Genomic DNA, 19,551 nt, shown 5'->3' on the forward strand with positions numbered 1-19,551 from the left:
CCCGACCCGGGCGCCCCACCCTCCGGGCGGAGACCGGACGATAGAGTCTAGTCATGGAAGACCAGGCCGCCGCGCTGCTCGCCACCTGTTCACCGGAGATTCGCACCCTGGCCGGAGCCGCCCGAAACTTCCTGCGCCGGCTGCTGCCGGACGCGCAGGAAGAGGTCGACGAACCGGCCCGGCTGATCGCCTACACGTACCAGCCCGGCACGTACAAGGGGCTGATCGTGGCGATCGCCCTGCATCAGGCGCACATCAACCTGATGTTCGCCCGCGGTGCCGACCTGCTCACCCAGGACCCGACCGCGCTGCTGGAGGGAACCGGCAAGAAGGCCCGCCACGTCAAGATCGCCACCGAGTCCCGCCTCTCCGACCCCGACCTCGCCACCCTCGTCACCGCCGCAGCCGCCGCCGTCCGCTGAGCGCCGCTGTTCTTTTGCGCTTTCCGGCTTTTCGCGGCTTTACGGCCTTTTGGGGTTACGGCAAGTCAGGCCGGCGCCTCCCTCCCGCCCCCTTCGGCCTTCTCACGGGCTCGATGGTAGAAGGGGGAGTTGTGACGATCGACAGATTCAAAGCGGTGTTCGAGGTCCTGGACGAGCGGTTCGCCTTCGACGGCGGCGACGAGTACGTCGAGGTGCTGCACCGCGGCAGCCGCAAGACCGAGGGCCCTGCCTACTTCGCCGCCGGGCGCTACCTGGTGTGGAGCGACATCCCCAACGACCGGTTGCTGCGCTGGGACGAGACGACCGGCGCCGTCGGCGTCTTCCGGCACGGCTCGGGCAACGCCAACGGCAACACGGTCGATCTCGAGGGCAGGCTGGTCACCTGTGAGCAGGGCGCCCGCCGGGTGACCAGGACCGAGCACGACGGGACGATCACCGTGCTCGCAGACAGCTTCGAGGGCAAGCGCCTGAACAGCCCGAACGACGTCGTGGTGCGCTCGGACGGGACGATCTGGTTCACCGACCCGCGCTATGGCATCACCGGCTACTACGAGGGCAGCCCCGCCGAGAGCGAGATCGGCGGCGACCACGTGTACCGCCTCGACCCGGCGACGGGGGAGCTGCGGATCGCCGCCGCGGGCTTCGTCCGGCCCAACGGGCTGGCCTTCTCGGCCGACGAGTCTCTCCTGTACGTCGTGGACACCCGCGAGCGCCACCTCCGCGTCTTCGACGTGGCCGGGGACGGCGGCCTGTCGGGCGGCAAGGTGTTCGCGGAGAGCTGGTTCGACGGCATCCGCGTGGACTGCCACGACCGGGTGTGGGCCGCCGCCCTCGACGGCGTACGCTGCTACGCCACCGACGGCACGCTGATCGGCAGGCTGCTGCTGCCCGAGTCCGCCTCGAACCTCGTCTTCGGCGGGCCCAAGCGCAACAACCTGTTCGTCACCAACTCGGCCGGCGACCTGTACTCCATCCGCCTGACGGTCGCCGGCGCCCGGCGTCCCGGCTCAGGCGGCTGAGGCCTCGGCCAGGGTGGCGAGTTCCTCGGCGCCCAGGGCCAGGCGCGCTCCGGCCATCAGCGGCCTGAGCTGCTCCGGGGTGCGGGCGCTGGCGATCGGGGCGGTGATCGTGGGCTGGGCGGCCAGCCAGGCGACGGCGATCGCGGCGGGTTCCACGTCGCGGACGGCGCCGATCTTGGCGAGGGCGTCCAGGACACGCAGGCCGCGCTCGGTCGTGAGGTACTCGGCCGCCCTGCCCGCCCTGGGGCTGTCCACGGTGACGCCGGGGGCGTACTTGCCGGTCAGGAAGCCGCGGGCGAGCGCGTGGTACGGCGTGGTGGACAGCCCCTCGCGCGCCACGACGTCGCGCAGCGGGCCCTCGAAGCCGCGTTCCATCAGGTTGTACGCCGGCTGCAGCGCCACATACCTGGCCAGGCCCTCGTCGTCGGAGACCTTCAGCGCCTGCGCCAGGCGTGGGGCGGTGTGGTTGGAGGCGCCGATGTGGCGGACCTTGCCCTCCCGCACCAGCGCGTCGAACGCGGCCAGCGTGTCGGCCAGCGGGGTGGCCTCGTCGTCCACGTGCGCCCAGTAGAGGTCGATCCGGTCGGTGCGCAGGCGGCGCAGGCTGTTCTCCACCGCGGTTCTGATGGTCCTGGGCGCCAGGCCCGTCCACCCGGACAGCATGCCGACCTTCGTGGCCAGGACGAGGGAGTCGCGGTTGCCGCGCTCGATCATCCAGTCACCGATGATCCGCTCGGCGGTGGACTCCCCGGTCGCCCACGCGGGATACACGTCGGCGGTGTCGAGGAAGTTGCCGCCGTCCTCGACGTAGGCGTCCAGGACGGCGTAGGACGCCTCGCGGTCGGCGGTCCAGCCGAAGACGTTGGTGCCGAGGCAAAGAGGGAACACGGACAGGGCCGTGGTGCCGATCGATCTCACCTCGCTATTATCCGCGCATCCAACAGCGGTTCCGCCGTCAGGGTCCGGTGCCGCGTGAGGAGGGCCGATGCGAGCCCGGATGCGTGGCTGCCTGATCGGGGCGACCCTCGCGGGCGCGCTGTTCGTGCTGGTCGTGATCGTCCTGAGGGCCGCCTGGCCGCCTCAAGGAGTGAAAGATCCGGCTCAAGAAGTGAAAAATCCGGAAAAATCGCCGGAGCCCGCGATCGAGGTGCTGGAGGAGAAGCGGCTGGACGAGCGCCGCCTCGAACTCACCCTCCGCTCGCCCGCCCTCGACGCCACCACCAAGGTCCGCCTCCTGCTCCCGAAGGGCTGGGGCGAACGCGCGCGCTGGCCCGCGCTGTGGCTCCTGCACGGCGGCCTGGACGACCACACGTCCTGGACCGCCAAGACCGACGTCGACGACCTCACCCGCGACGACGGCCTCATGGTCGTCATGCCCGACGGCGGCCGGTGCGGCAGCTACTCCGACTGGTGGAACGGAGGCGAAGGCGGCCCCCCGCGATGGCAGACCTACCACCTGAAGGAGCTCCTGCCGCTCCTGGAGTCCCGCTACCGCGCCGGTCCCGCCCGGGTGATCGCGGGCTACTCCATGGGCGGCCAGGGCGCCATGCTGTACGCCGCCAAGGGCGGCTTCAAGGCCGCCGCCTCCTTCAGCGGCGCCGTGCACATCCTCAGCGACGGCGTCCCCCAGGCGGTGATGGCCGGAACCACGCTCGGCTGCCTCGGCACCGACTGGAAGCGCATCTGGGGCGACCCCGGCCGCCAGCGAGCCAACTGGCAGGCGCACAACCCCTACGACCAGGCGGAAAAGCTCAGGGGACTGCGCCTGTACGTGGCCGCGGGCTCCGGCGACCTGGTCGAGGACCTGGCCGGCCGGGCCGCCAGAGCCTTCGCCGGCCGCCTGCGCGAGCTGGACATCCCGGTCACCACCCATTTCTACCGGGGCGGGCACAACCACGCCTTCTGGCAGCGGGAGCTGCGCCGGGCGTACCCGATGCTGAAGCGCGCGCTTCAGTGATGGGCCGCGCCGATGTCGAGCGTGCGCGGCGTCAGCTTCCACACGGCCGCCGCCGCCAGCAGCATCAGCGCCGCGCCCACCGCTCCCGTCACCGCGATCGAGTCGCCGAAGGCCACCTTGGCCTGCTCGGCCAGCCGCGCGCCCTGGGCGCCGAGCGTGGCGGCCACGTCGAGCGCGCCGCCGATCGACTCGCGCACGACGTCCGCCTGGGCTCCGGTGTACGGCAGCGCCGTACGGTAGACCGCCGACGCGACGCTGCCCAGGACGGCCACCCCGAGCACCCCGCCCACCTCGTAGCTGGTCTCCTCGATGGCCGCGGCGCTGCCCGCCTTCTCCAGCGGCGCGCCCGACATGATCACGGCCGAGGCGATGGCCAGCGAGCCCATGCCCGCGCCGATGAGCAGCAGCGCGAGCGCGACCCAGCCGTAGACCAGCGGCGCCGCGAACAACACCAGGAACCCCAGCCCCGCCACGACCAGCCCCCCGGCCAGCACGGTACGCGCCCCGATCCGCCCGGCCATCGCGGGCGCCAGCGGTGACAGGATCAGCGCGGTGATGGCCGTCGGCAGGAGGCGTACCCCGGTCTCCAGCGGTGTGTAGCCCTGCACGAGCTGCATCCACTGGGCCATGAGCAGCATCATCGCGGCCATGGCGATCGAGGTGGTGAGCGCGGCCAGCACGCCGGAGGTGAAGGGGCCGCTGCGGAACAGCCTGACCTCCAGCAGCGGGTCGGGGCGGCGCAGGCTGCGCAGGACGAACCAGATCAGCGCCAGCGCGCCGACGGCCAGCGACACCAGCGCGGTCGGATCGGTCAGGCCGTCCTTGGCGAAGTGCTTGATGGAGTAGACGAGCCCGACCATGCCGACGATCGACAGGACGGTGCCGAGCGCGTCCCAGCGGCCGGGGCGCGGGTTGCGCGACTCGGGCAGCAGGAACAGGCCGGCGAGCACGGCGACGGCCATGACCGGCACGTTCACGAGGAACGCCGCGTGCCAGCTGAAGTTCTCCACCAGGAAGCCGCCGAGGATCGGGCCGAGCGCGCCGCCGACCGCCGCCATGGCCGCCCAGACGCCCAGCGCGGTGGCGCGTTCGCGCGAGTCGGTGAACAGCGCGCGGATCATCGACAGCGTGGACGGCATGATCATGGCGCCGCCCACGCCGAGCAGGGCGCGCACCGCGATCACGGCGCCGGGACTCTCGGCCCACATCACCAGGACGGAGGCGAGTCCGAACACCCCGAACCCGGTGAGCAGCATCCTCTTGCGCCCCCACCGGTCGCCGAGGGCGCTCACCGTGACCAGCAGGCCGGCCAGGACCAGCGAGTAGACGTCGACCATCCACAGCAGCTGGATGGCGTCGGGACGCAGGCTGGCCGAGATCGCCGGCAGGGCCACGTTCAGGATGGTCATGTCCATGACGACCAGCAAGAGGCTGGCCGACAGGACGGCGAGTCCGGCCCATCTGCGCTTGTGCGCGACGGGCGCGGTGGTGAGCGTCATGTGGTCCCCCGATAGAACGTTTCAAGGAAGATGCTGGGCAGGTCCCTGCGCGCGACGTCCCCCCGCCGCATGCTCTCCCTCACGGCCACGAGCAGGCCGTACACGAGATTGCTTACCCAGCGCGGCGGCAGGTCCGCGCGCAGCACGCCGGCCCGCTGCGCGGCGGTGAACAGGGCGATCTCCCTCTCCTCCAGCTCGGCCGCGCGGCGCACCAGGTCCGCGTGCCGGTCCGTGGTGTGGTCGGTGAGCGCGAAGCCGTGCTCGTCCGAGTGGGCGACCGTGACCGTCAGCAGCTCGTCGAGCACCTGTTTGATCCCGGCGGCGTCGAGGCCGGCGCGCAGGGCCTCGTCGAGGCCGACGGCCGCGTGTGTCTTCGCCCAGGCGTCCATGGCCCGGGAGCTGAGCTCGTACTGCAGCTCGGCGCGGGTGCTGAAGTGCCGGTGCAGCGTGGCGCGGCTGATCCCGGCGGCCTGCGCGATCTCCGCCATCGACGCGTTCGGCGCGTGGTTGAGGTGGTGGATCGCCACGGCGACGATCTCGTCACGACTGGCAGCCATCACACATCCTCGTCTTGTTTGCGACATCAATGTCGCAAATACTACATCATTGTACGACATGGTATGTACGGTGATCTCTCCTGGACGGCATGGCCGACGTGTCAGCCGTGGCGATATCGTTCGGCTGTGGTGATCGGTGACGCGCGCACGCGCATCCTGGACGCGGCCGAGGAGTTGTTCGCGGGCGGTGGCTACGAGGCCACCCCTACCGCGGTCATCGCCAAGCTGGCGCGGGTGCCCAAAGGACTGGTCTTCCACTACTTCCCGCGCAAGATCGACGTGCTGGTGGCGCTGATCGACGAGCGCACCCTCGTGGAGGAGACCAAGGAAGTCGACGCCGTGCCGGGCGATCCGGCGAGCACACTGTCCAAGCTGGCCCGCAGGCTGCCGCTGCGCGCCTCACCGGCGATGCGGCGCATCCTGTTCCGCGAGGCCGACACCCACCGCTCGGTCAAGGACCGCCTCGGACGGCTCAACGGCGAGCTGATCAGGCGTTCCAGGTTCGCGCTCGAACTCGCCCTGCCCGGCCGGCGCGGCGAGAGCGCGCGACTGGAGGTGGCGGCGGCCACGTTCGCCGCCGTCCTGCTCTACCAGGAGAACCTCTGCCAGCTAACCGGCCACCAGATCGACCCCGACGCCGTCGCCGAGCTCATCGCCCACTCGCTCATCTAGCAGCTCGTCCAGCGCGGCGCGCAGGTGGCGCGTCAGCGACCACACGTCGTCCAGCCGCTCCGGGCAGGCCACGACGCCGAAGTCGAGCATGCCGTCGTAGGAGAAGCAGGTGATGTTCACCCCGCCGCTCAGGTCGGTCAGCACCGAGATCGGGTAGTACGACAGGACCCTCGCCCCGCACAGATACAGCGGGAACTGGGGGCCCGGCACGTTGCTGATGATCAGGTTGATCGGCGGGCAGGCCACCGCCGCCAGCCGGAAGATCGCCGGGGAGGCCAGCCGGGTCACCGGCGGCGGCAGCAGCGAGCACAGCTCGTGCAGCCAGCTCGACGAGGCCGCGGCGAAGCGCCGCTTGGCCGTGCGCATCATGGAGCGGGTCGCGTGCAGCCGCGCGTGCCGGTCGGCCACGTTCGTCGCCAGCGGCGTGACCATGGCCGCGATGTGGTTGCCGACCAGCTGCCGGGCGCCCGCCGTACGCACCGCCACGGGCACCGCCGCGATCAGCGGCTCCTCCGGCAGCGCGTCCCGATCCCGCAGCCAGGTCCGCAGCGCGCCCGCGCACAGGGCCATGACCACGTCGTTCACGCTCATGCCATGCCTCTTGGCGACGTCCTTGACGTCCTTGAGCGGCACCGAGCCGAACGACAGCCGCCGCTCGGCGCTGATCGGCCCGTTGAACGGCGTGCGCGGCGCGATCAGGCCGGGCAGTTCCGGCCGCGGGCGCCGGTCGCCGGCGACGATCCTGGCCGCCCGCGCGATCCGCCGCGCACCGGGCAGCCCCGCCGCCAGCGGGATCGCGTCCAGCTCGCCCGCCGTCCTGGCGAGCGAGCCCAGGGCGCGCACGGGGTGGGTGGCCGTGCGTACGGCGGCGCCGTACAGCATGTCCGCCAGACTCGGACCCCGCTCGGCCGGCGGCGGCGTGACGTCGATCACCCGTGGCTCCGCCGAGAGGTCGAGCAGGGCGGCGAGCGTCTCCGCGCCCGAGACGCCGTCGATGGCCGCGTGGTGGACCTTCGTGTAGACCGCGACCCTGCCGCCGGTCAGGCCGCGCAGCAGGTGCATCTCCCAGAGCGGCCGGGAGCGGTCGAGCCGGCCGGCATGGATGCGGGCGACCGCGTCCGCCAGCTGGTACTCGCCTCCGGGCGCGGCCACCTCCGTCTCGAACAGGTGGTTGGCCAGGTCGAACGCGGGGTCCGGCTCCCAGTAGGGATGGTCGAGGCCGAAGGGCACCTCGCTCAGCCGCAGGCCCAGCGCGGGCGACAGGTGCATGCGCTCGCGCAGCAGCGCGGCGAGCGTCTCGCGGTCGAGGACGCCGCCGAGCGGGTCGAGGATGGCCAGCCCCGCCACGTGGGCGGAGGTCGTCGCGGACTCGGCGTTGAGGAACTGCGCGTCGAGTGCGGTCAGCTGGCGCATCTGCTCTTCTCCCGGGTGTTCGATTCGAGGTCAGCTTCACATCGCGGGGTTTCCGGGACGTTTCCGCGAGAGTCTTACAGATGAATTCGGATGCTCCGCGCGGACCCGCAGCTCAGCGACTCGGTGACAATTGTCTATCCATGGATAACGGTAATCGGGTGCCTTACCACGGCGTCGAAGTGATAACCGAACTCGTGCCGCGGCCTTTTCAGCTGCTGCGTCGCGCCGCTCGCGTCGGTGGCCCTGACGAGGATCGACCGCTCGCCCAGGCGCCTCGGCACCCACGTGATGTGCCAGGGCAGCCAGGCGCTGACCAGGTGCGGGCCGCGGTGTTCCGCCCGGCGCCAGGTCCGCCCGTCGTCGAAGCTCACCTCGACCTTGACCACCCGGCCGCGGCCCGACCACGAACGGCCGCGCAGCAGGTGCGGGCGGCCGAAGGGCACCTGCGCGTTCCAGCCGAGTTCGAGCGCGCTTTTCACCGGATTCACCGTGACGTCGCGGTAGAACTCCGTGTTCCACGGGGTGAACAATTCACGCGTGGCCACTTCGATATCTCCGAGCCATTTGATGGACGCTATTCCCACCCATCCCGGCACCACCAGGCGTACCGGGAATCCGTGGTCGGGCGGGAGAGGGTGGCCGTTCATCTCGTAGGCGACCAGGACGTCGTCCATGGCCTTGTCGGCGGGCAGGGGGCGGCGTACGTGGCCGTGGTGTTCGAAGGGGGCGTCGAGGCCGGTCGGCAGCACGTCCACGGCTCTGGTGGTGATGGCCGAGCGCTCCAGCAGGTACCGCAGGGGCACACCGCGCCAGCGCGCCACCCCGATCGCGCCGAGCGCCCACTGCGTGCCGGGGGCGGGTTCGCCCTGCTGGGTGCCGTAGAAGCGGCGGCCGTTGCCCGCGCATTCGATCGCCGCGTCGAGGGTGCGGGCGGGCATGGCGCGCAACTGGTCATAGGTGTACGCGCCCGGACATCGCACACCGTCGCCGTGGATGGCCAGTTGCCAGGTGGCGGGGTCGATGGACGGGGTGAAGGTGTGGTTGCGGACGAAGAAGCGGTCGGTGGGGGTGTGGAAACCTTGGCCCGCCATGGCGTCCCAGCGCATCTCCGCGCTCGCGCCGTGCGTCCTGAAGAGCTCTGGGGGGAGCGGCTTGACGATGGTCGCGGTGGCGTACATAACTCCCCTATTCCCTACCAGTTAACTAGCCAATCTCATCCTATGGTGTGACCTGCATGATCGCCCACTCTCCCCTTCTTTTACGTGCCCCCGTGTGTCGCTCGCGAAAACGTGTGCCTGGCTCGTAACTGGGTCTGTGGGGGGTGGGGTTGGGCGTGCATAATCGGCGCAAGCGCTTGTCAGCCGCCAGCGGAGCGAGGCCGCCATGCCCCCCACCCCAGACCCCACCACCCCCGACCAGCCCCCAGACACCCCACCTGCCACCGACCCCCTCTTACCGGACCCACCACAAGCCCCGGCACCACCCACGGGCCCAACACCGGAGCTCCCCGGCGACGCGACGTCGTCCCCGGATCGTCGGCCGGAGCCATCCGGTGGTTCGGTGGTCTTCGCAGGCGCACCGCCTTCGCGGGCCGCTTCCGTGGGCCCGAACGCGGCGGAGGGTGACGGCGCGGCGTCTTCCCCCGGCGGGCTGCCGGAGCCGTCCGAAGGCGTGAGAGCATCCCAAGGCGTGAGGGCATCCGGAGGTGCGCAGCTTTCGCGGGCCGCCTCTGGGAGTGGGGAGTCGGTGGGGCCCGGCGCGGAGTTACCGGTGGGCGTGCGGGTGCTGGGGAGCTTGGTGGTGCTCGCGGTGTTGTCGGCCGGGGCGGGGGCTGTGCATTTCGCCGCCATGGGGGAGCACTTCGCGCTGGACTGGCGGCACGGGGCGTTCTTCGCGGCGGCCGGATGGGCGCAGGTGATCTGGGCCGCGGTGGTTCTGCGTCGCCCGGCGCGGTCCGTGCTGCTGGCCGGGATCGTGGGCAACGCCGCCATCGTGGCCCTGTGGGGAGTCAGCCGGACCCTCGGTGTCCCCTTCGGCCCCGGCGCGGGCCGTCCGGAGCCCGTGGGCGCCCCGGACGTGCTCGCCACCGCCCTGGAGATCGTCCTGGTCTGCTGCGCTCTCGCCCTGCTGGACGGGACCGCGCGCCAGGCCGTTCCCAGCCGGTCGAGGCGGATCGGGGCGGGGGTGGTGGCCGGGTTGGTGGTGGTCGCGGTCGGTACGGTCTTCCTGCCCGTCTTCGGCACCCACGGCCACGCCGTACCCGCGGATCCGGCGGACACCGCGGCGGCAGGCGGCCACCAGCACGGCACCGACCAGAGCCAGAACACCGGCGATCAGGGCCAGAACACCGACGGAGGCCAGGGCACCGACGGAGGCCAGGGCACTGACAGGGGCCAGGGCACGGACGGGGGACAGGGCACTGACAGGGGCCAGGGCACGGACGGGGGACAGGGTACGGGGACGCCGCCTGGCACCGACCCGGGCGCGAGCGCTGACCAGCAGGGTGGGCACAAGCACGGCGACCAGGGGCCGGTGGTGCCGCCGAGCGAGGGCGAACGGGCGTCCGCGGACCTGGCCGTGGCGGCGGCCAAGCGGGAGCTGCCCAAGCGGTGGCCCACGTTGGCGGCTGCCACGAAGGACGGGTTCGCCGAGTCGATCGACACCGGCGGCGTCGTTCACCTCACCAAGATGGCGTGGATCATGGACGACCGGGTGCTCGACCCGACCCGTCCCGAAGCCCTGGTGTACTACCGCAAGCCGAGCGGCGGCAGCATCCTGCTGGGCGCGATGTACATCATGCCTCCGGGCGCCCAGGGCCCCAGAATCGGTGGCTCCCTCACGCACTGGCATGCCCACGACGACCTCTGCGGGCTGCCCGGCGGCGGCGTGGCCGTCCTGAACCCGGACGGCACCTGCCCCAAGGGCACCACGAAGCTCCCCGCCACCCCCGAAATGCTCCACGTCTGGGTCGTCGACTACCCCGAGGGCCCGTTCGGCGACGCGACCGCCCCAGCCCTCCGCACCGCCATCACCACCCTCCTGTCCCAAGGCGCCTGACCCCCACCACCCCACGCGCCTCCCGCCCGTCGCCTGCCCGCTGCTCGTCTCCCGCACAGCCCGACCCGCATCCGGCCCGGGATGATCGAGCGGGTCAAGAGCGTCGCGGAGGCGCTCGGGCCTGCGTGTGCTGCGGGATCCGAGTAGGTCGCCCGGCCCAGGCAAGGTCGCGGGCGATCCGGCCGGCCGTGCTCGCGGGCGATCTGGTCGGCCGGACTCGCTGCCTCGTGAGGCTCGTCGGCCACCCAACCCAGCGCCGCATGTGGAGGTGCGGGCGGGGCCACCGTCCGCGTTGCGCCGTCCACGCCCGCGGAGGTGCTCGCCGTACCGGCGCGGACAAGCGTGGGATGGCGGGCGGACCGGTGGTGTCAGGGCTCCGGGTAGCGGGCGGGGCTTCGGGTGGCGGGTGGGGCTCAAGGCGCGAGTGGGGCTCAGGGTTGGGGGTGGGGCTTGGGGGTGGGGCTCGGGGGTGGGGCAGGGTCGTCGGGGGTTTGGTCGGCGAAGGTGATGATGAGGTAGCGGCCGTTGGAGTAGCTGACCACGCGTTGGCCGAGCATGTCGCTCACCCGGCGGGCCACGTTCTGGAACAGCTCCACCAGGTCCGGGTTGTCGGCCGCCACCCGGAAGTGGCCGTGGGAGTTGAGCTGCTGGGCGACGAAGGGGGAGAAGTTGGCCTCGCTTCTGGCCATTTCCTCCGCGGTGAACGGGGTTTGCCGGAATGCGGGCGAGGTGCCGAAGGACTGGGTCATCGCGTGCCTTTCTTCTGGTGAGGTAGGGGTCAGCGGGCCGCTGTGGTGAACGGCTCGCCGGCGTTGAGCCTGCCGATCAGGCGCAGCACTCCGTCCCGGCCGTCATGGGCCAGAAGCCAGCGGCTGACCTGGCAGGCAGCCTTCGCGTACGTCTGACGATCGGCCGAGGCCGCCCGCAGCCACGCCTCCAGCGTCACCGGCAGCGCCCCCGACGGCTCCACCAGGCAGCGGTCGCCGGTGGGGCCGAGGTAGCGCGGGTCGCCGGAGACCACCACCGCCAAGCCCTCGTCGAACCACTGCGGCACCTCCCCCGACAGCCGCGCGTGCAGCTCCACGTGCGCCATCTCGTGGGAGGCGATCACCGGATCGAGGCCGCCCGGCGACAGCATCACCGCGCGGTTCAGGACCGCCACGCCCTTCTCCTTGCCGCCGCCTATGCCCGTGTAGCAGGGGGCGGTGCCGCACACGAGGATTCTGGGCGTGCTCACCCGCCCGCCGTAGAAGTCGCCGACCAGCCGCCGGGCGGCGGCCACGGTCGCCAGGACCGGCGCGGCCGGCACGCCCTCCTCCACGTAGACGTCGTCACCGGCGGAGCTCAGCCCATAGCAGCCAGGGCAGGCGGTGGCGGCCACCGACGGGTAGGCCCAGGCCACCCCGCCGACGGCCAGCACCAGCACGGTGACCACCGCGATGATGGTGATTCTCATGGGGGCAAGCCTGCCGGGTGGGGAGCGGGATTACATCAGCCCTGGGTATGTCATCCTCAGGTATGCGGCCACCTGCCGCTTGCCTCCGTACTCCGCCCAGTCCAGCGGCGTCGAGTCGTGGTCGTCGTCCGTGGCCGCCGGGTCGGCCCCGAGTTCCAGCAGCGCTGCGACGGTGTCGACGTCGTCGTTCCAGGCCGCCAGGTGCAGGGGAGTGCTCCGCTCCCGGTGCCCGACGTCGAAACCGAGCCCCGCCAGCAGCCGCACCACGTCCGGCCGCCCGTGCTCGGCCGCCCGGTTCATCAGGCCGGGCGTCTCGGCCAGCGCCCGCGCGAGCACCTCGGGCCCGAAGGCGGCGGCCGCGCCGGCGTCGCCGCTCATGCACGCCGCCGCGAACGCCTCGAGCTCGTCGAGCTCCGGCCGCCGCGCCCCCGCCGCCGCCAGCAGCCCGGCCACCTCGCGGTGGCCGTGGACGAGCGCCAGCTCGTACGGCGTCCGCCCGCCGAACGCCGGATGCGCGCCCGGCCGATCGACCGGCACGCCGTACTCCAGCAGAAGCCTGACCCGGCGCGGACCGCCACGCAGCGCGGCCGTCGCCAGCTCCTCGGCGAGCAGTTCGGCGGGCGAGGCCAGCTCGTGCCCGAGCCGCTCGCGCCACGGCCCGCCGTCACCGCGGCCGAGCCCGTACTCCAGCAGCAGCTCCAGATGCGCGGTGTCGTCGGACCAGGAGCCGCCGAGCCCGAGGTTGTAGACGGTCTGGGCGTCGTTGGCGTCGGCGCCGGCGGCCAGCAGCACGCGGGCCAGCTCCAGCCCGCTCCGGTGCGGCGGCTGGTCGCCCTCTCCACCGCCGAACGCGCCGGTCAGGGCGGTGAACGGCGACGGCAGCCCGTCCCACAGGAACCCGGCGTCCGGGTCGGCGCCGTGGTCGAGCAGGACGCGGGCGGCTTCGGCGTACCGGCCGGGCCGCGTGAGCCGCGCGTAGGCCAGGTAGAGCAGCGGCTCCCACCCGAACGGGCCGCCCTGCGCGGTGGCGAGCGACGGGGCGGCGGCCAGCGCGGCGCGCAACGCGGCGGCCGAGCCGGTGGCGGCCATCGTGAAGACGTTCGCCGTGGCCAGGGCGGGGTCGGCGGCGAGCAGCTCGTCCGCCTCGCGCAGGCGGCCGGGGTAGTCGTCGCCGTAGGTGAGGCAGGTCAGACGCAGAAACTCGTCGGCCGGATCGGCGGCGACGGGCACCTCGTGCGGCGAACGGGTGTAGCGGCCGACGGTCTCCAGATGCTTCATCAGCCGTCCCCAGCTGGGAAAACCGTGGCGGCGAGCGGTCACGAGCTGCGCGTCGGCCAGCTTGGGCGCGCTCGGGCGCCGGGGATGGAACTCCTCGACCATGGCCAGCGCCTCCGGCACGCCGGCGCGTACGTAGCGCAGCAGCGTCTTGGCCTGTTTGCGCAGAGCTTCGGCGCTCGGATGGTCGGGAAGACGAGAGATGGGCACGATGGCCTCCCTTCCGTATACGTCTGACGTCCGCATGATCAGACCGGAAAAGAGGTCGGGCCTAACAACACATCGTGACCAGGTGGGCTTCGCCCTTCCCGCGGACCGGATGCGCCCTGACGCGCCCGACCAGCATACATCTGGACGGTTCGGCGGCCCCTGCCACCCAGCGGAACTCCCACGCCGGCCTCCACCCGATCAGGGAGGTGCCGCTCTGAACCTGGGAGTAGGGTCTGCGGATGACGTCCTCCCTGTATGACCGCCTGATCGCCGACCTCGACGCCGCCGGGGCCGGGTATCGCTTGATCGACCACGCCCCGGAAGGGCGTACCGAGCTGGTCAGCGAGCTGCGCGGCAACGAGGTGAGCCACGCTGCCAAATGCCTGATCGTCATGGTGAAGATCGGCAAGAAGGAGAAGCGCTTCGTGCTGGCCGTCGTCCCGGGCGACGCCAAGCTCGATCTCCAGGCGGTCAAGGCGCTGTACGGGGGCACGTACGCGGCCTTCGCCGACAAGGAGCGGGCCGAGGAACTGGCCGGGAGCGTGAGTGGCACGGTGCTGCCCTTCTCCTTCCATCCGGACCTGGAGCTGGTCGTGGATCCCGCGCTGCTGGCCGTACCGGAGATCTATTTCAACGCCGCGCGGCTGGATCGCTCGATGGCGCTGTGCACGAAGGACTACGTTCTCGTCGCCGCGCCCAGAACCGAGCGCATCATTTAATACTGGGAAATATGCGCCACTCCGACTGGGGTACGGTCAGCGCCCGCTGGGCGGGTATTCGCAGCGAGACGGTCGAGGTGCACGGCGCCGCCGTCCACTGTCTCCGGGCCGGATCCGAGCGCGACGGCCCCGCGCACCTGCTGGTCCATCCGCTGGGCGGCAGCGCGACGCTGTGGATGGACCTCATTCCCCACCTGGCCGCCTCCGGCCCCGTCTACGTGCCGGACCTGCCCGGAACCCTGTTCGGCCACACCGAGCTGCCACATCCGCGCGCGGCCAGGCTGGCGCCGAACGTCCGCTTCCTGCGCGCCTTCACCGGGACGCTCGGCCTGGAGAAGGCGACCGTCCACGGCTGGTCGATGGGCGGGCTGGTGGCGGCGATGTTCGCCGGGCTCGCGCCGGAGCGGGTCGGCCGCCTGGTGCTCGCCACCCCGGCCCTGCCCGCCCGGCTGCCGGAGGAGGAGGCGCGGTGGTGGCGCACGATCGGCCGCGTGTGCCTTTCAGCGGCGCAGCCGCTGGCCCGCACGGTCCTGCGCGCCGGCGCGCGTCCCCTCCTGGAGATGAAGATCAGGACGTACGCGGACACCGGCACCCTGACCGGCGGCGAGAAGCTGGTCGGCGGTGACCTGACCCGCTTGTCGCCGGAGATGACCCGGCTGATCGGCGAGGAACTGCGCACGGCGGACCCGGCCCGGCTGGGCGACACCGTCACCGCGGTGACCTCGATCATGCGGGCGATCTTCGTCGACCCCGGGCCCGTCCGCGCGGCCCTTTCCCGGGTGAGCGCCCCCACCCTGGTCCTGTGGGGCGAGACCGACAACATCGTCATCGACGGCGCCCGCGAGGACCTGAACGTCCGCCGCCCCGACTGGACGCAGCACACCATCCCGGACACCGGGCACGTGTTCCCGCTGGAGGCGCCCGGTGTCTACGCGGAAACCGTCGCGCGCTGGGCGGGGTACAGCTCGTAGTCTTTGCCGGATGCAGCACGTTCTGACCACCGATCGCCTCGAACTGCGGCCCGCCGGCGCCGCCGACCTCGCGGCTCTGCTCGCCCACTGGACCGATCCCGACGTGCGGCGCTTCCTGTTCGACGGCGAGGTTCTCACCGCCGGGCAGGTGTCCGAGGCGATCGCGGCCGGCGAGCGCGACTTCGCCGCCTCCGCCCGCGGTCTGTGGCTGATCCGCGAGCGCGCCACCGGCGCCCTCGCCGGCACCGCGGGGCTCCGGCCGCTGGAGGACCTGGGCCTGGAGATCACCTACAGCCTGTCGCCCCCCTTCTGGGGGTACGGCTACGCCACGGAGGCGGCCCGCGCGGTGGTCGAGCACGCCCTGGGCCCGGTCGGCCTATCGGAGGTCCTTGCCGAGGTGGACGAGGGCAACGCCGCCTCCATCGCCGTGGTGGAACGCCTGGGGATGACGCCGTTCGAGACGGTTCCCGGCCTGCTGGGGCCGATGATCCGCTACCGGAGGAGCGCGCATGGCTGACCGCCTCTTCACCGAACCCCGCCTGGCCGAGCTCTACGACACGTTCTGCGCCGGACGCCCCGACTTCGCCTTCTACCTCCCGCTGGTGATGGAGGCCGGATCGGTGCTGGACGTCGGCTGCGGCACCGGCGAACTGCTCATCGCCGCCAAGGACGCCGGCCACACCGGCCGCCTGACCGGCCTCGACCCCGCCGAGGCCATGCTCGGCGTCGCCAGGCGGCGGGCCGGCGTGGAATGGGTGCGCGGCGACCTGTCCACCTTCAGCCGGCCAGGCGCGTTCGACCTGATCGTCATGACCGGCCACGCCTTCCAGGTCCTGGTGGAGGATGACGAGCTGCGCAGCGGCCTGGCCGCCGTGCGCGCGGCCCTGGCCGACGGCGGCCGCTTCGTCTTCGAGACCCGCAACCCGCTCGCCCGTGACTGGGAACGCTGGACGGGCGCCGAGATCACCGACGCCTCCGGCACACCGGTGCGCGTGGACGTGGAGGTGCGGCGGGTGACGGCGGAGCGCGTCACCTTCACCCAGACCTACACCAGCCCGGGATGGGAGCGCCCGGAGGTCAGCTGGAGCACCCTGCGCTTCCTCGGCGTGGCCGAACTCGCCGCGTTCCTGGCGGAGGCGGGGCTGGAGATCGAGGCCCAGTACGGCGACTGGAACCGCGAGCCCCTGACCGACGCCGCCCCGGAGATCATCACGTTCGCCGCCGGGTAGTGCCTCACCGGAGCGCGCCAGCGGACACAATCGGAGTATGCGCTACCGCATCCTGGGCACGACCGAGGTGGCCGGCGAGCAGGTCAACGGGGACGGCCTGCGGGCGCTGCTCGCCGCGCTGCTGCTGGAACCCGGGCGGCCGGTCTCCGCGGAGCGCCTGCGCGAGGTCGTCTACGGCGGCGAGGGGGCCGCGCCCAACGCCCTGCAGTCGCAGATCTCCCGCCTGCGCAAGTTCGTCCCGGTCGAGCGGGTCGGGCCCGGCTACCGGGTCAGCGTGGACCCCGACGACGTGGACGCCCACCGCTTCGCCCGCCTGGTCACCGAGGGGCGGCGGGCCGGCCGTACACCGGAGGCGGTGCGGCTGCTGGGCGAGGCGCTCGCGCTGTGGCGCGGCGAGGCGCTGGCCGGGCTGCCGGGCCTGGACGGCCACCGCGAGCGGCTGGCGAGCCTGCGCGCGGAGGCGCTGGAGAACCGGATCGAGGCCGAGCTCGCGCTGAAGGCCGAGCCCGCCCGCCTGATCGGGGAGCTGCGGACCCTGGTCGCCGCCGACCCGCTGCGCGAGCGCCCGCGTGAGCTGCTGATCCGCACGCTGGCCGCGACCGGCGGGCAGGTCGAGGCGCTGGAGTGCTACGAGGACTACCGCCGCCTGCTGGCCGGGCGCCTCGGCACCAGCCCGTCGCCGGAGCTCAGAGCCCTGCACATCGCGGTGCTGCGCGGCGAGCACGCCCAGCGCCCGCTGATCGCCATGCCGGGGCCGCGCCGCCAGGTGAGCAGCTTCGTCGGCCGCGAACGCGAGCTCGCCGACCTGCGCGCCCTGCTGCGCGAGCACCGGCTGGTGACGCTCGTCGGCCCCGGCGGCTCGGGCAAGACCCGGCTGGCCGCCGAGGCGGTGAACGGGCCGCTCGGGGAGCGCGTCTGCTTCGTCGAACTCGCCCCGGCGGCAGGGGTACGGCAGGCCGTGCTCGGCGCCCTCGGCGGCGCTTTCACGCCCGGCGACCCGGTCGCCATCCTGGCGGGAGAGTCGCTCCTGCTCGTGCTGGACAACTGCGAGCACCTGATCGAGGAGGCCGCCGCCCTGGCCGACCGGGTGCTGGCCGGGGCGCCCGGCGTACGCGTGCTGGCCACCAGCCGCGAGCCGCTCGGGCTCGACGGCGAGGTCAGCCTGCCGCTGCGCCCGCTCGCGCTGCCCGCCGAGGGCGCCGCCCTGGCCGAGGCGCTGGACAGCCCCGCGGTGAGCCTGCTCATGGACCGCGCGCGGGCCGCCGACCCGCACTTCGCCGCCACCGACGCGGTCGTGCGGATCTGCCGCGCCCTCGACGGCCTGCCGCTGGCGATCGAGCTGGCCGCCGCCCGGCTGCGCGCGCTGTCGGCCGAGGACCTGGCCGAGCGGCTGGAGGAGCGGCTCGGCGACCGTCTCGACCTGCTCGGCTCCGGGCTCCGCGGCGGCCAGGCCCGCCATCGCACGCTGCGGGCCGTCGTGGCGTGGAGCTGGGAGCTGCTGTCGGCCGGCGAGCAGCGGCTGGCCGCGCGGCTGTCGGCCTTCCCGTCGGGGGCCTCGCTCAAGGCGGCGGAGCAGGTCTGCGGCGCGACGCCCGGCCTGCTCGCGGCCCTGGTGGACAAGTCGCTCGTCCAGGCCGACCGGGGGCGCTACCGGATGCTGGAGACCGTGCGCGCCTTCTGCGCCGAGCACCTGGGGGAGGACGACGTCCACGCCGTACGCCTGGCCCACGCCGAGTACTTCGCCGGCATGGCCGTGCGGGCGGAGCCGTACCTGCGCAATCATCGGCAGGCGGGCACGATGGCCGAGCTCGCGGCCGAGCACGACAACCTGCACGCGGCACTGCGCTGGGCGATCGCGGCCGGGCGGCCCGCGACGGCGCTGCGGATCACCGCGGGGCTATGGCTCTACTGGTGGCAGCGCGGGCTCGGGCAGGAGGCCGCCCAGCTCACCGTCGCCGCGCTCGAACTGCCGGGAGCGGAGGAGTGCGGCGCCCACTACGTGATGTCCGTGCTGCAGGTGGCATCGGCGGCCAGTCCGCGCGCCCAGATCCGCCCGTTGCTGGAGCGGGCCGAGCGGCTGGCCGAGCAATTGGGGCCGGCGCCCGAGTACCCGCTGATCCAGATGGTGCGCCCCTATCTCGCCGTCGCCGAGAGCGACTACGGCGCGATCGTCCCCTCGCTCCTGACCGCGACCACGAGCTCGCAGCCGTGGTCGCGCGGCTTCGCCCACCTGCTCCTGGCACAGGTACGGCTGGGCGGCGGCAACCAGGTGGACCAGGCCTCCGAGCACCTGAGCAGCGCGCTCACCGCCTTCCGGCTGGCCGGCGACGGCTGGGGCACGGCGCAGGCCCTGCTGCAGATGGCCGAGATCGCCGGCTGGCGGGGCGAGCACGCGCGCGAGCTGGACCTGACCGAGGAGGCCATGGCGCTGACCTCGGTCTTCGGCGACGCGGAGGACACCGTGTTCGTGCTGGCCCAGCGGGGCTCGGTCAAGGCCAGAGCGGGCGACCTCGACGGCGCCAAGGCCGACCTGGAGCGGGCCGCCGGGCTGGCCAGGTCGAGGAAGGGGCCGGAGGTGATGGCCGCGGCCACGTACGTGCGGGCCGAGGTGGCCAGGCTCGAAGGCGACGGCGGACGGGCCGCTGAGCTCTACCGCGAGGCGCTGGCCGGCTGCGGGCACACGCCCTGGGCGGGGGAGGAGGAGCTGCGCGCCCGCGTCCTCATCGGGCTGGGACAGGTCGCCGGCGACGAGGGGCTCTTCCGCGAGGCGTTCGACGTCCTCCTGCGCACACTCGACATGCCGGCCGCCGCCGGCGCGGTCGAGGGCATGGCCGGGCTGGCGCTGGCCGGAGGCGCCGCCGAGCGGGCCGCGACGCTCCTCGGGGCGGCCGGTACGCTGCGCGGGCTGCCGGGCACCGACGCCGCCGGCGTCGAGGCGGAGACCAGGCGCGTGCTCGGCGACGCCGCGTTCTCGCTGGCCTACCGGCGGGGCGCCCGGATGGACCGCGAGGAGATCGTCGTGCTCATGTCAGCGCCGCGTGCGGGCGCGGTCAGCCCCGCCGCCCACCGTTGAG

The 19,551-nt window shown here is 72.8% G+C and carries 18 protein-coding genes; 10 read left to right on the forward strand and 8 right to left on the reverse strand.

What is annotated here, in order from left to right; genetic code table 11:
• Positions 1–53 precede the first annotated feature (53 nt).
• Together ACIBI5_RS04850 and ACIBI5_RS04855 are read left to right on the forward strand one after the other, a co-directional pair.
• On the forward strand, positions 54–422 hold the full coding sequence (locus ACIBI5_RS04850; RefSeq protein ID WP_397243212.1) for a DUF1801 domain-containing protein: 369 nt from the start codon (positions 54–56) through the stop codon (positions 420–422).
• A 131-nt stretch (positions 423–553) separates the two neighbouring features.
• Positions 554–1,462, forward strand: a complete 909-nt coding sequence (locus ACIBI5_RS04855) for an SMP-30/gluconolactonase/LRE family protein (protein WP_397243214.1) — start codon at positions 554–556, stop codon at positions 1,460–1,462.
• Here ACIBI5_RS04855 and ACIBI5_RS04860 read toward each other — a convergent pair.
• Complete coding sequence (locus ACIBI5_RS04860) at positions 1,451–2,380, reverse strand: aldo/keto reductase (protein WP_397243216.1); 930 nt, start codon at positions 2,378–2,380, stop codon at positions 1,451–1,453. The two genes, ACIBI5_RS04855 and ACIBI5_RS04860, sit on opposite strands and share 12 nt — an antisense overlap.
• A 67-nt stretch (positions 2,381–2,447) precedes the next feature.
• Here ACIBI5_RS04860 and ACIBI5_RS04865 point away from each other — a divergent pair, with 67 nt between their 5' ends.
• A complete protein-coding gene (locus ACIBI5_RS04865) occupies positions 2,448–3,419 on the forward strand; it encodes an alpha/beta hydrolase (RefSeq protein ID WP_397243218.1) in 972 nt (323 codons plus the stop codon).
• On the opposite strand, the gene ACIBI5_RS04870 is transcribed toward ACIBI5_RS04865, so the two are convergent.
• Both ACIBI5_RS04870 and ACIBI5_RS04875 read right to left on the reverse strand, forming a co-directional pair.
• Positions 3,413–4,918 (reverse strand): MFS transporter, encoded by a 1,506-nt coding sequence (locus tag ACIBI5_RS04870; RefSeq protein WP_397243220.1) that lies wholly within the window; start codon positions 4,916–4,918, stop codon positions 3,413–3,415. The genes ACIBI5_RS04865 and ACIBI5_RS04870 overlap by 7 nt on opposite strands.
• Entirely contained in the window at positions 4,915–5,475 is a 561-nt protein-coding gene (locus ACIBI5_RS04875; protein WP_397243222.1) for a TetR/AcrR family transcriptional regulator, read from the reverse strand. The genes ACIBI5_RS04870 and ACIBI5_RS04875 overlap by 4 nt, the downstream gene beginning before the upstream one ends.
• 126 nt (positions 5,476–5,601) lie before the next feature.
• Here ACIBI5_RS04875 and ACIBI5_RS04880 point away from each other — a divergent pair, with 126 nt between their 5' ends.
• On the forward strand, positions 5,602–6,147 hold the full coding sequence (locus ACIBI5_RS04880; RefSeq protein WP_397243224.1) for a TetR/AcrR family transcriptional regulator: 546 nt from the start codon (positions 5,602–5,604) through the stop codon (positions 6,145–6,147).
• Here ACIBI5_RS04880 and ACIBI5_RS04885 read toward each other — a convergent pair.
• Both ACIBI5_RS04885 and ACIBI5_RS04890 read right to left on the reverse strand, forming a co-directional pair.
• Positions 6,085–7,560, reverse strand: coding sequence for a wax ester/triacylglycerol synthase family O-acyltransferase (locus ACIBI5_RS04885; protein WP_397243226.1), 1,476 nt, complete (start codon positions 7,558–7,560; stop codon positions 6,085–6,087). The two genes, ACIBI5_RS04880 and ACIBI5_RS04885, sit on opposite strands and share 63 nt — an antisense overlap.
• 134 nt (positions 7,561–7,694) lie before the next feature.
• Positions 7,695–8,738, reverse strand: coding sequence for a sulfite oxidase (locus tag ACIBI5_RS04890; RefSeq protein WP_397243228.1), 1,044 nt, complete (start codon positions 8,736–8,738; stop codon positions 7,695–7,697).
• A gap of 592 nt (positions 8,739–9,330) precedes the next feature.
• On the opposite strand from ACIBI5_RS04890, the gene ACIBI5_RS04895 reads away from it, so the two are divergent.
• A complete protein-coding gene (locus tag ACIBI5_RS04895; protein ID WP_397243230.1) occupies positions 9,331–10,617 on the forward strand; it encodes a hypothetical protein in 1,287 nt (428 codons plus the stop codon).
• 431 nt (positions 10,618–11,048) lie between these two features.
• Here the strand turns inward: ACIBI5_RS04895 and ACIBI5_RS04900 are convergent, their stop codons facing one another.
• The 3 genes from ACIBI5_RS04900 to ACIBI5_RS04910 are packed head-to-tail and all read right to left on the reverse strand — an operon-like array spanning position 11,049 to position 13,558.
• Entirely contained in the window at positions 11,049–11,366 is a 318-nt protein-coding gene (locus tag ACIBI5_RS04900) for a hypothetical protein (RefSeq protein WP_397243232.1), read from the reverse strand.
• Between the two features lie 29 nt (positions 11,367–11,395).
• Positions 11,396–12,073: a hypothetical protein gene (locus ACIBI5_RS04905; protein WP_397243234.1), complete on the reverse strand. Its 678-nt coding sequence runs from the start codon at positions 12,071–12,073 to the stop codon at positions 11,396–11,398.
• Between the two features lie 30 nt (positions 12,074–12,103).
• Positions 12,104–13,558 carry an ankyrin repeat domain-containing protein gene (locus ACIBI5_RS04910; protein WP_397243236.1) on the reverse strand — a complete coding sequence of 485 codons (1,455 nt, stop codon included), beginning with the start codon at positions 13,556–13,558 and terminating at the stop codon, positions 12,104–12,106.
• Between the two features lie 239 nt (positions 13,559–13,797).
• Between ACIBI5_RS04910 and ACIBI5_RS04915 the strand changes: the two genes are divergently transcribed.
• From ACIBI5_RS04915 to ACIBI5_RS04935, 5 genes are read left to right on the forward strand one after another with little or no spacing between them, the layout of a single operon-like run.
• A complete protein-coding gene (locus ACIBI5_RS04915; RefSeq protein ID WP_397243238.1) occupies positions 13,798–14,277 on the forward strand; it encodes a YbaK/EbsC family protein in 480 nt (159 codons plus the stop codon).
• Between the two features lie 11 nt (positions 14,278–14,288).
• Complete coding sequence (locus tag ACIBI5_RS04920) at positions 14,289–15,248, forward strand: alpha/beta fold hydrolase (protein WP_397243240.1); 960 nt, start codon at positions 14,289–14,291, stop codon at positions 15,246–15,248.
• Positions 15,249–15,258: 10 nt separating this feature from the next.
• Positions 15,259–15,765, forward strand: a complete 507-nt coding sequence (locus tag ACIBI5_RS04925) for a GNAT family N-acetyltransferase (protein WP_397243242.1) — start codon at positions 15,259–15,261, stop codon at positions 15,763–15,765.
• Entirely contained in the window at positions 15,758–16,477 is a 720-nt protein-coding gene (locus tag ACIBI5_RS04930; RefSeq protein WP_397243243.1) for a class I SAM-dependent methyltransferase, read from the forward strand. Before ACIBI5_RS04925 ends, ACIBI5_RS04930 begins: the two co-directional genes overlap by 8 nt.
• A 37-nt stretch (positions 16,478–16,514) precedes the next feature.
• On the forward strand, positions 16,515–19,550 hold the full coding sequence (locus tag ACIBI5_RS04935) for a BTAD domain-containing putative transcriptional regulator (protein ID WP_397243245.1): 3,036 nt from the start codon (positions 16,515–16,517) through the stop codon (positions 19,548–19,550).
• The last annotated feature ends 1 nt before the right edge of the window (position 19,551 follow it).

The sequence above is a fragment of the Nonomuraea sp. NPDC050540 genome (genome assembly GCF_044457485.1).
GTDB lineage: Bacteria > Actinomycetota > Actinomycetes > Streptosporangiales > Streptosporangiaceae > Nonomuraea.

What these genes read in the sequence shown, in the direction of transcription:
- ACIBI5_RS04850 (WP_397243212.1), top strand. Translation starts at nt 54, where the DNA reads ATGGAAGACCAGGCCGCCGCGCTGCTCGCCACCTGTTCACCGGAGATT.
- ACIBI5_RS04900 (WP_397243232.1), bottom strand. Translation starts at nt 11,366, where the DNA reads ATGACCCAGTCCTTCGGCACCTCGCCCGCATTCCGGCAAACCCCGTTC.
- ACIBI5_RS04905 (WP_397243234.1), bottom strand. Translation starts at nt 12,073, where the DNA reads ATGAGAATCACCATCATCGCGGTGGTCACCGTGCTGGTGCTGGCCGTC.
- ACIBI5_RS04875 (WP_397243222.1), bottom strand. Translation starts at nt 5,475, where the DNA reads ATGGCTGCCAGTCGTGACGAGATCGTCGCCGTGGCGATCCACCACCTC.
- ACIBI5_RS04915 (WP_397243238.1), top strand. Translation starts at nt 13,798, where the DNA reads ATGACGTCCTCCCTGTATGACCGCCTGATCGCCGACCTCGACGCCGCC.
- ACIBI5_RS04865 (WP_397243218.1), top strand. Translation starts at nt 2,448, where the DNA reads ATGCGAGCCCGGATGCGTGGCTGCCTGATCGGGGCGACCCTCGCGGGC.
- ACIBI5_RS04885 (WP_397243226.1), bottom strand. Translation starts at nt 7,560, where the DNA reads ATGCGCCAGCTGACCGCACTCGACGCGCAGTTCCTCAACGCCGAGTCC.
- ACIBI5_RS04930 (WP_397243243.1), top strand. Translation starts at nt 15,758, where the DNA reads ATGGCTGACCGCCTCTTCACCGAACCCCGCCTGGCCGAGCTCTACGAC.
- ACIBI5_RS04920 (WP_397243240.1), top strand. Translation starts at nt 14,289, where the DNA reads ATGCGCCACTCCGACTGGGGTACGGTCAGCGCCCGCTGGGCGGGTATT.
- ACIBI5_RS04890 (WP_397243228.1), bottom strand. Translation starts at nt 8,738, where the DNA reads ATGTACGCCACCGCGACCATCGTCAAGCCGCTCCCCCCAGAGCTCTTC.
- ACIBI5_RS04870 (WP_397243220.1), bottom strand. Translation starts at nt 4,918, where the DNA reads ATGACGCTCACCACCGCGCCCGTCGCGCACAAGCGCAGATGGGCCGGA.
- ACIBI5_RS04925 (WP_397243242.1), top strand. Translation starts at nt 15,259, where the DNA reads ATGCAGCACGTTCTGACCACCGATCGCCTCGAACTGCGGCCCGCCGGC.
- ACIBI5_RS04935 (WP_397243245.1), top strand. Translation starts at nt 16,515, where the DNA reads ATGCGCTACCGCATCCTGGGCACGACCGAGGTGGCCGGCGAGCAGGTC.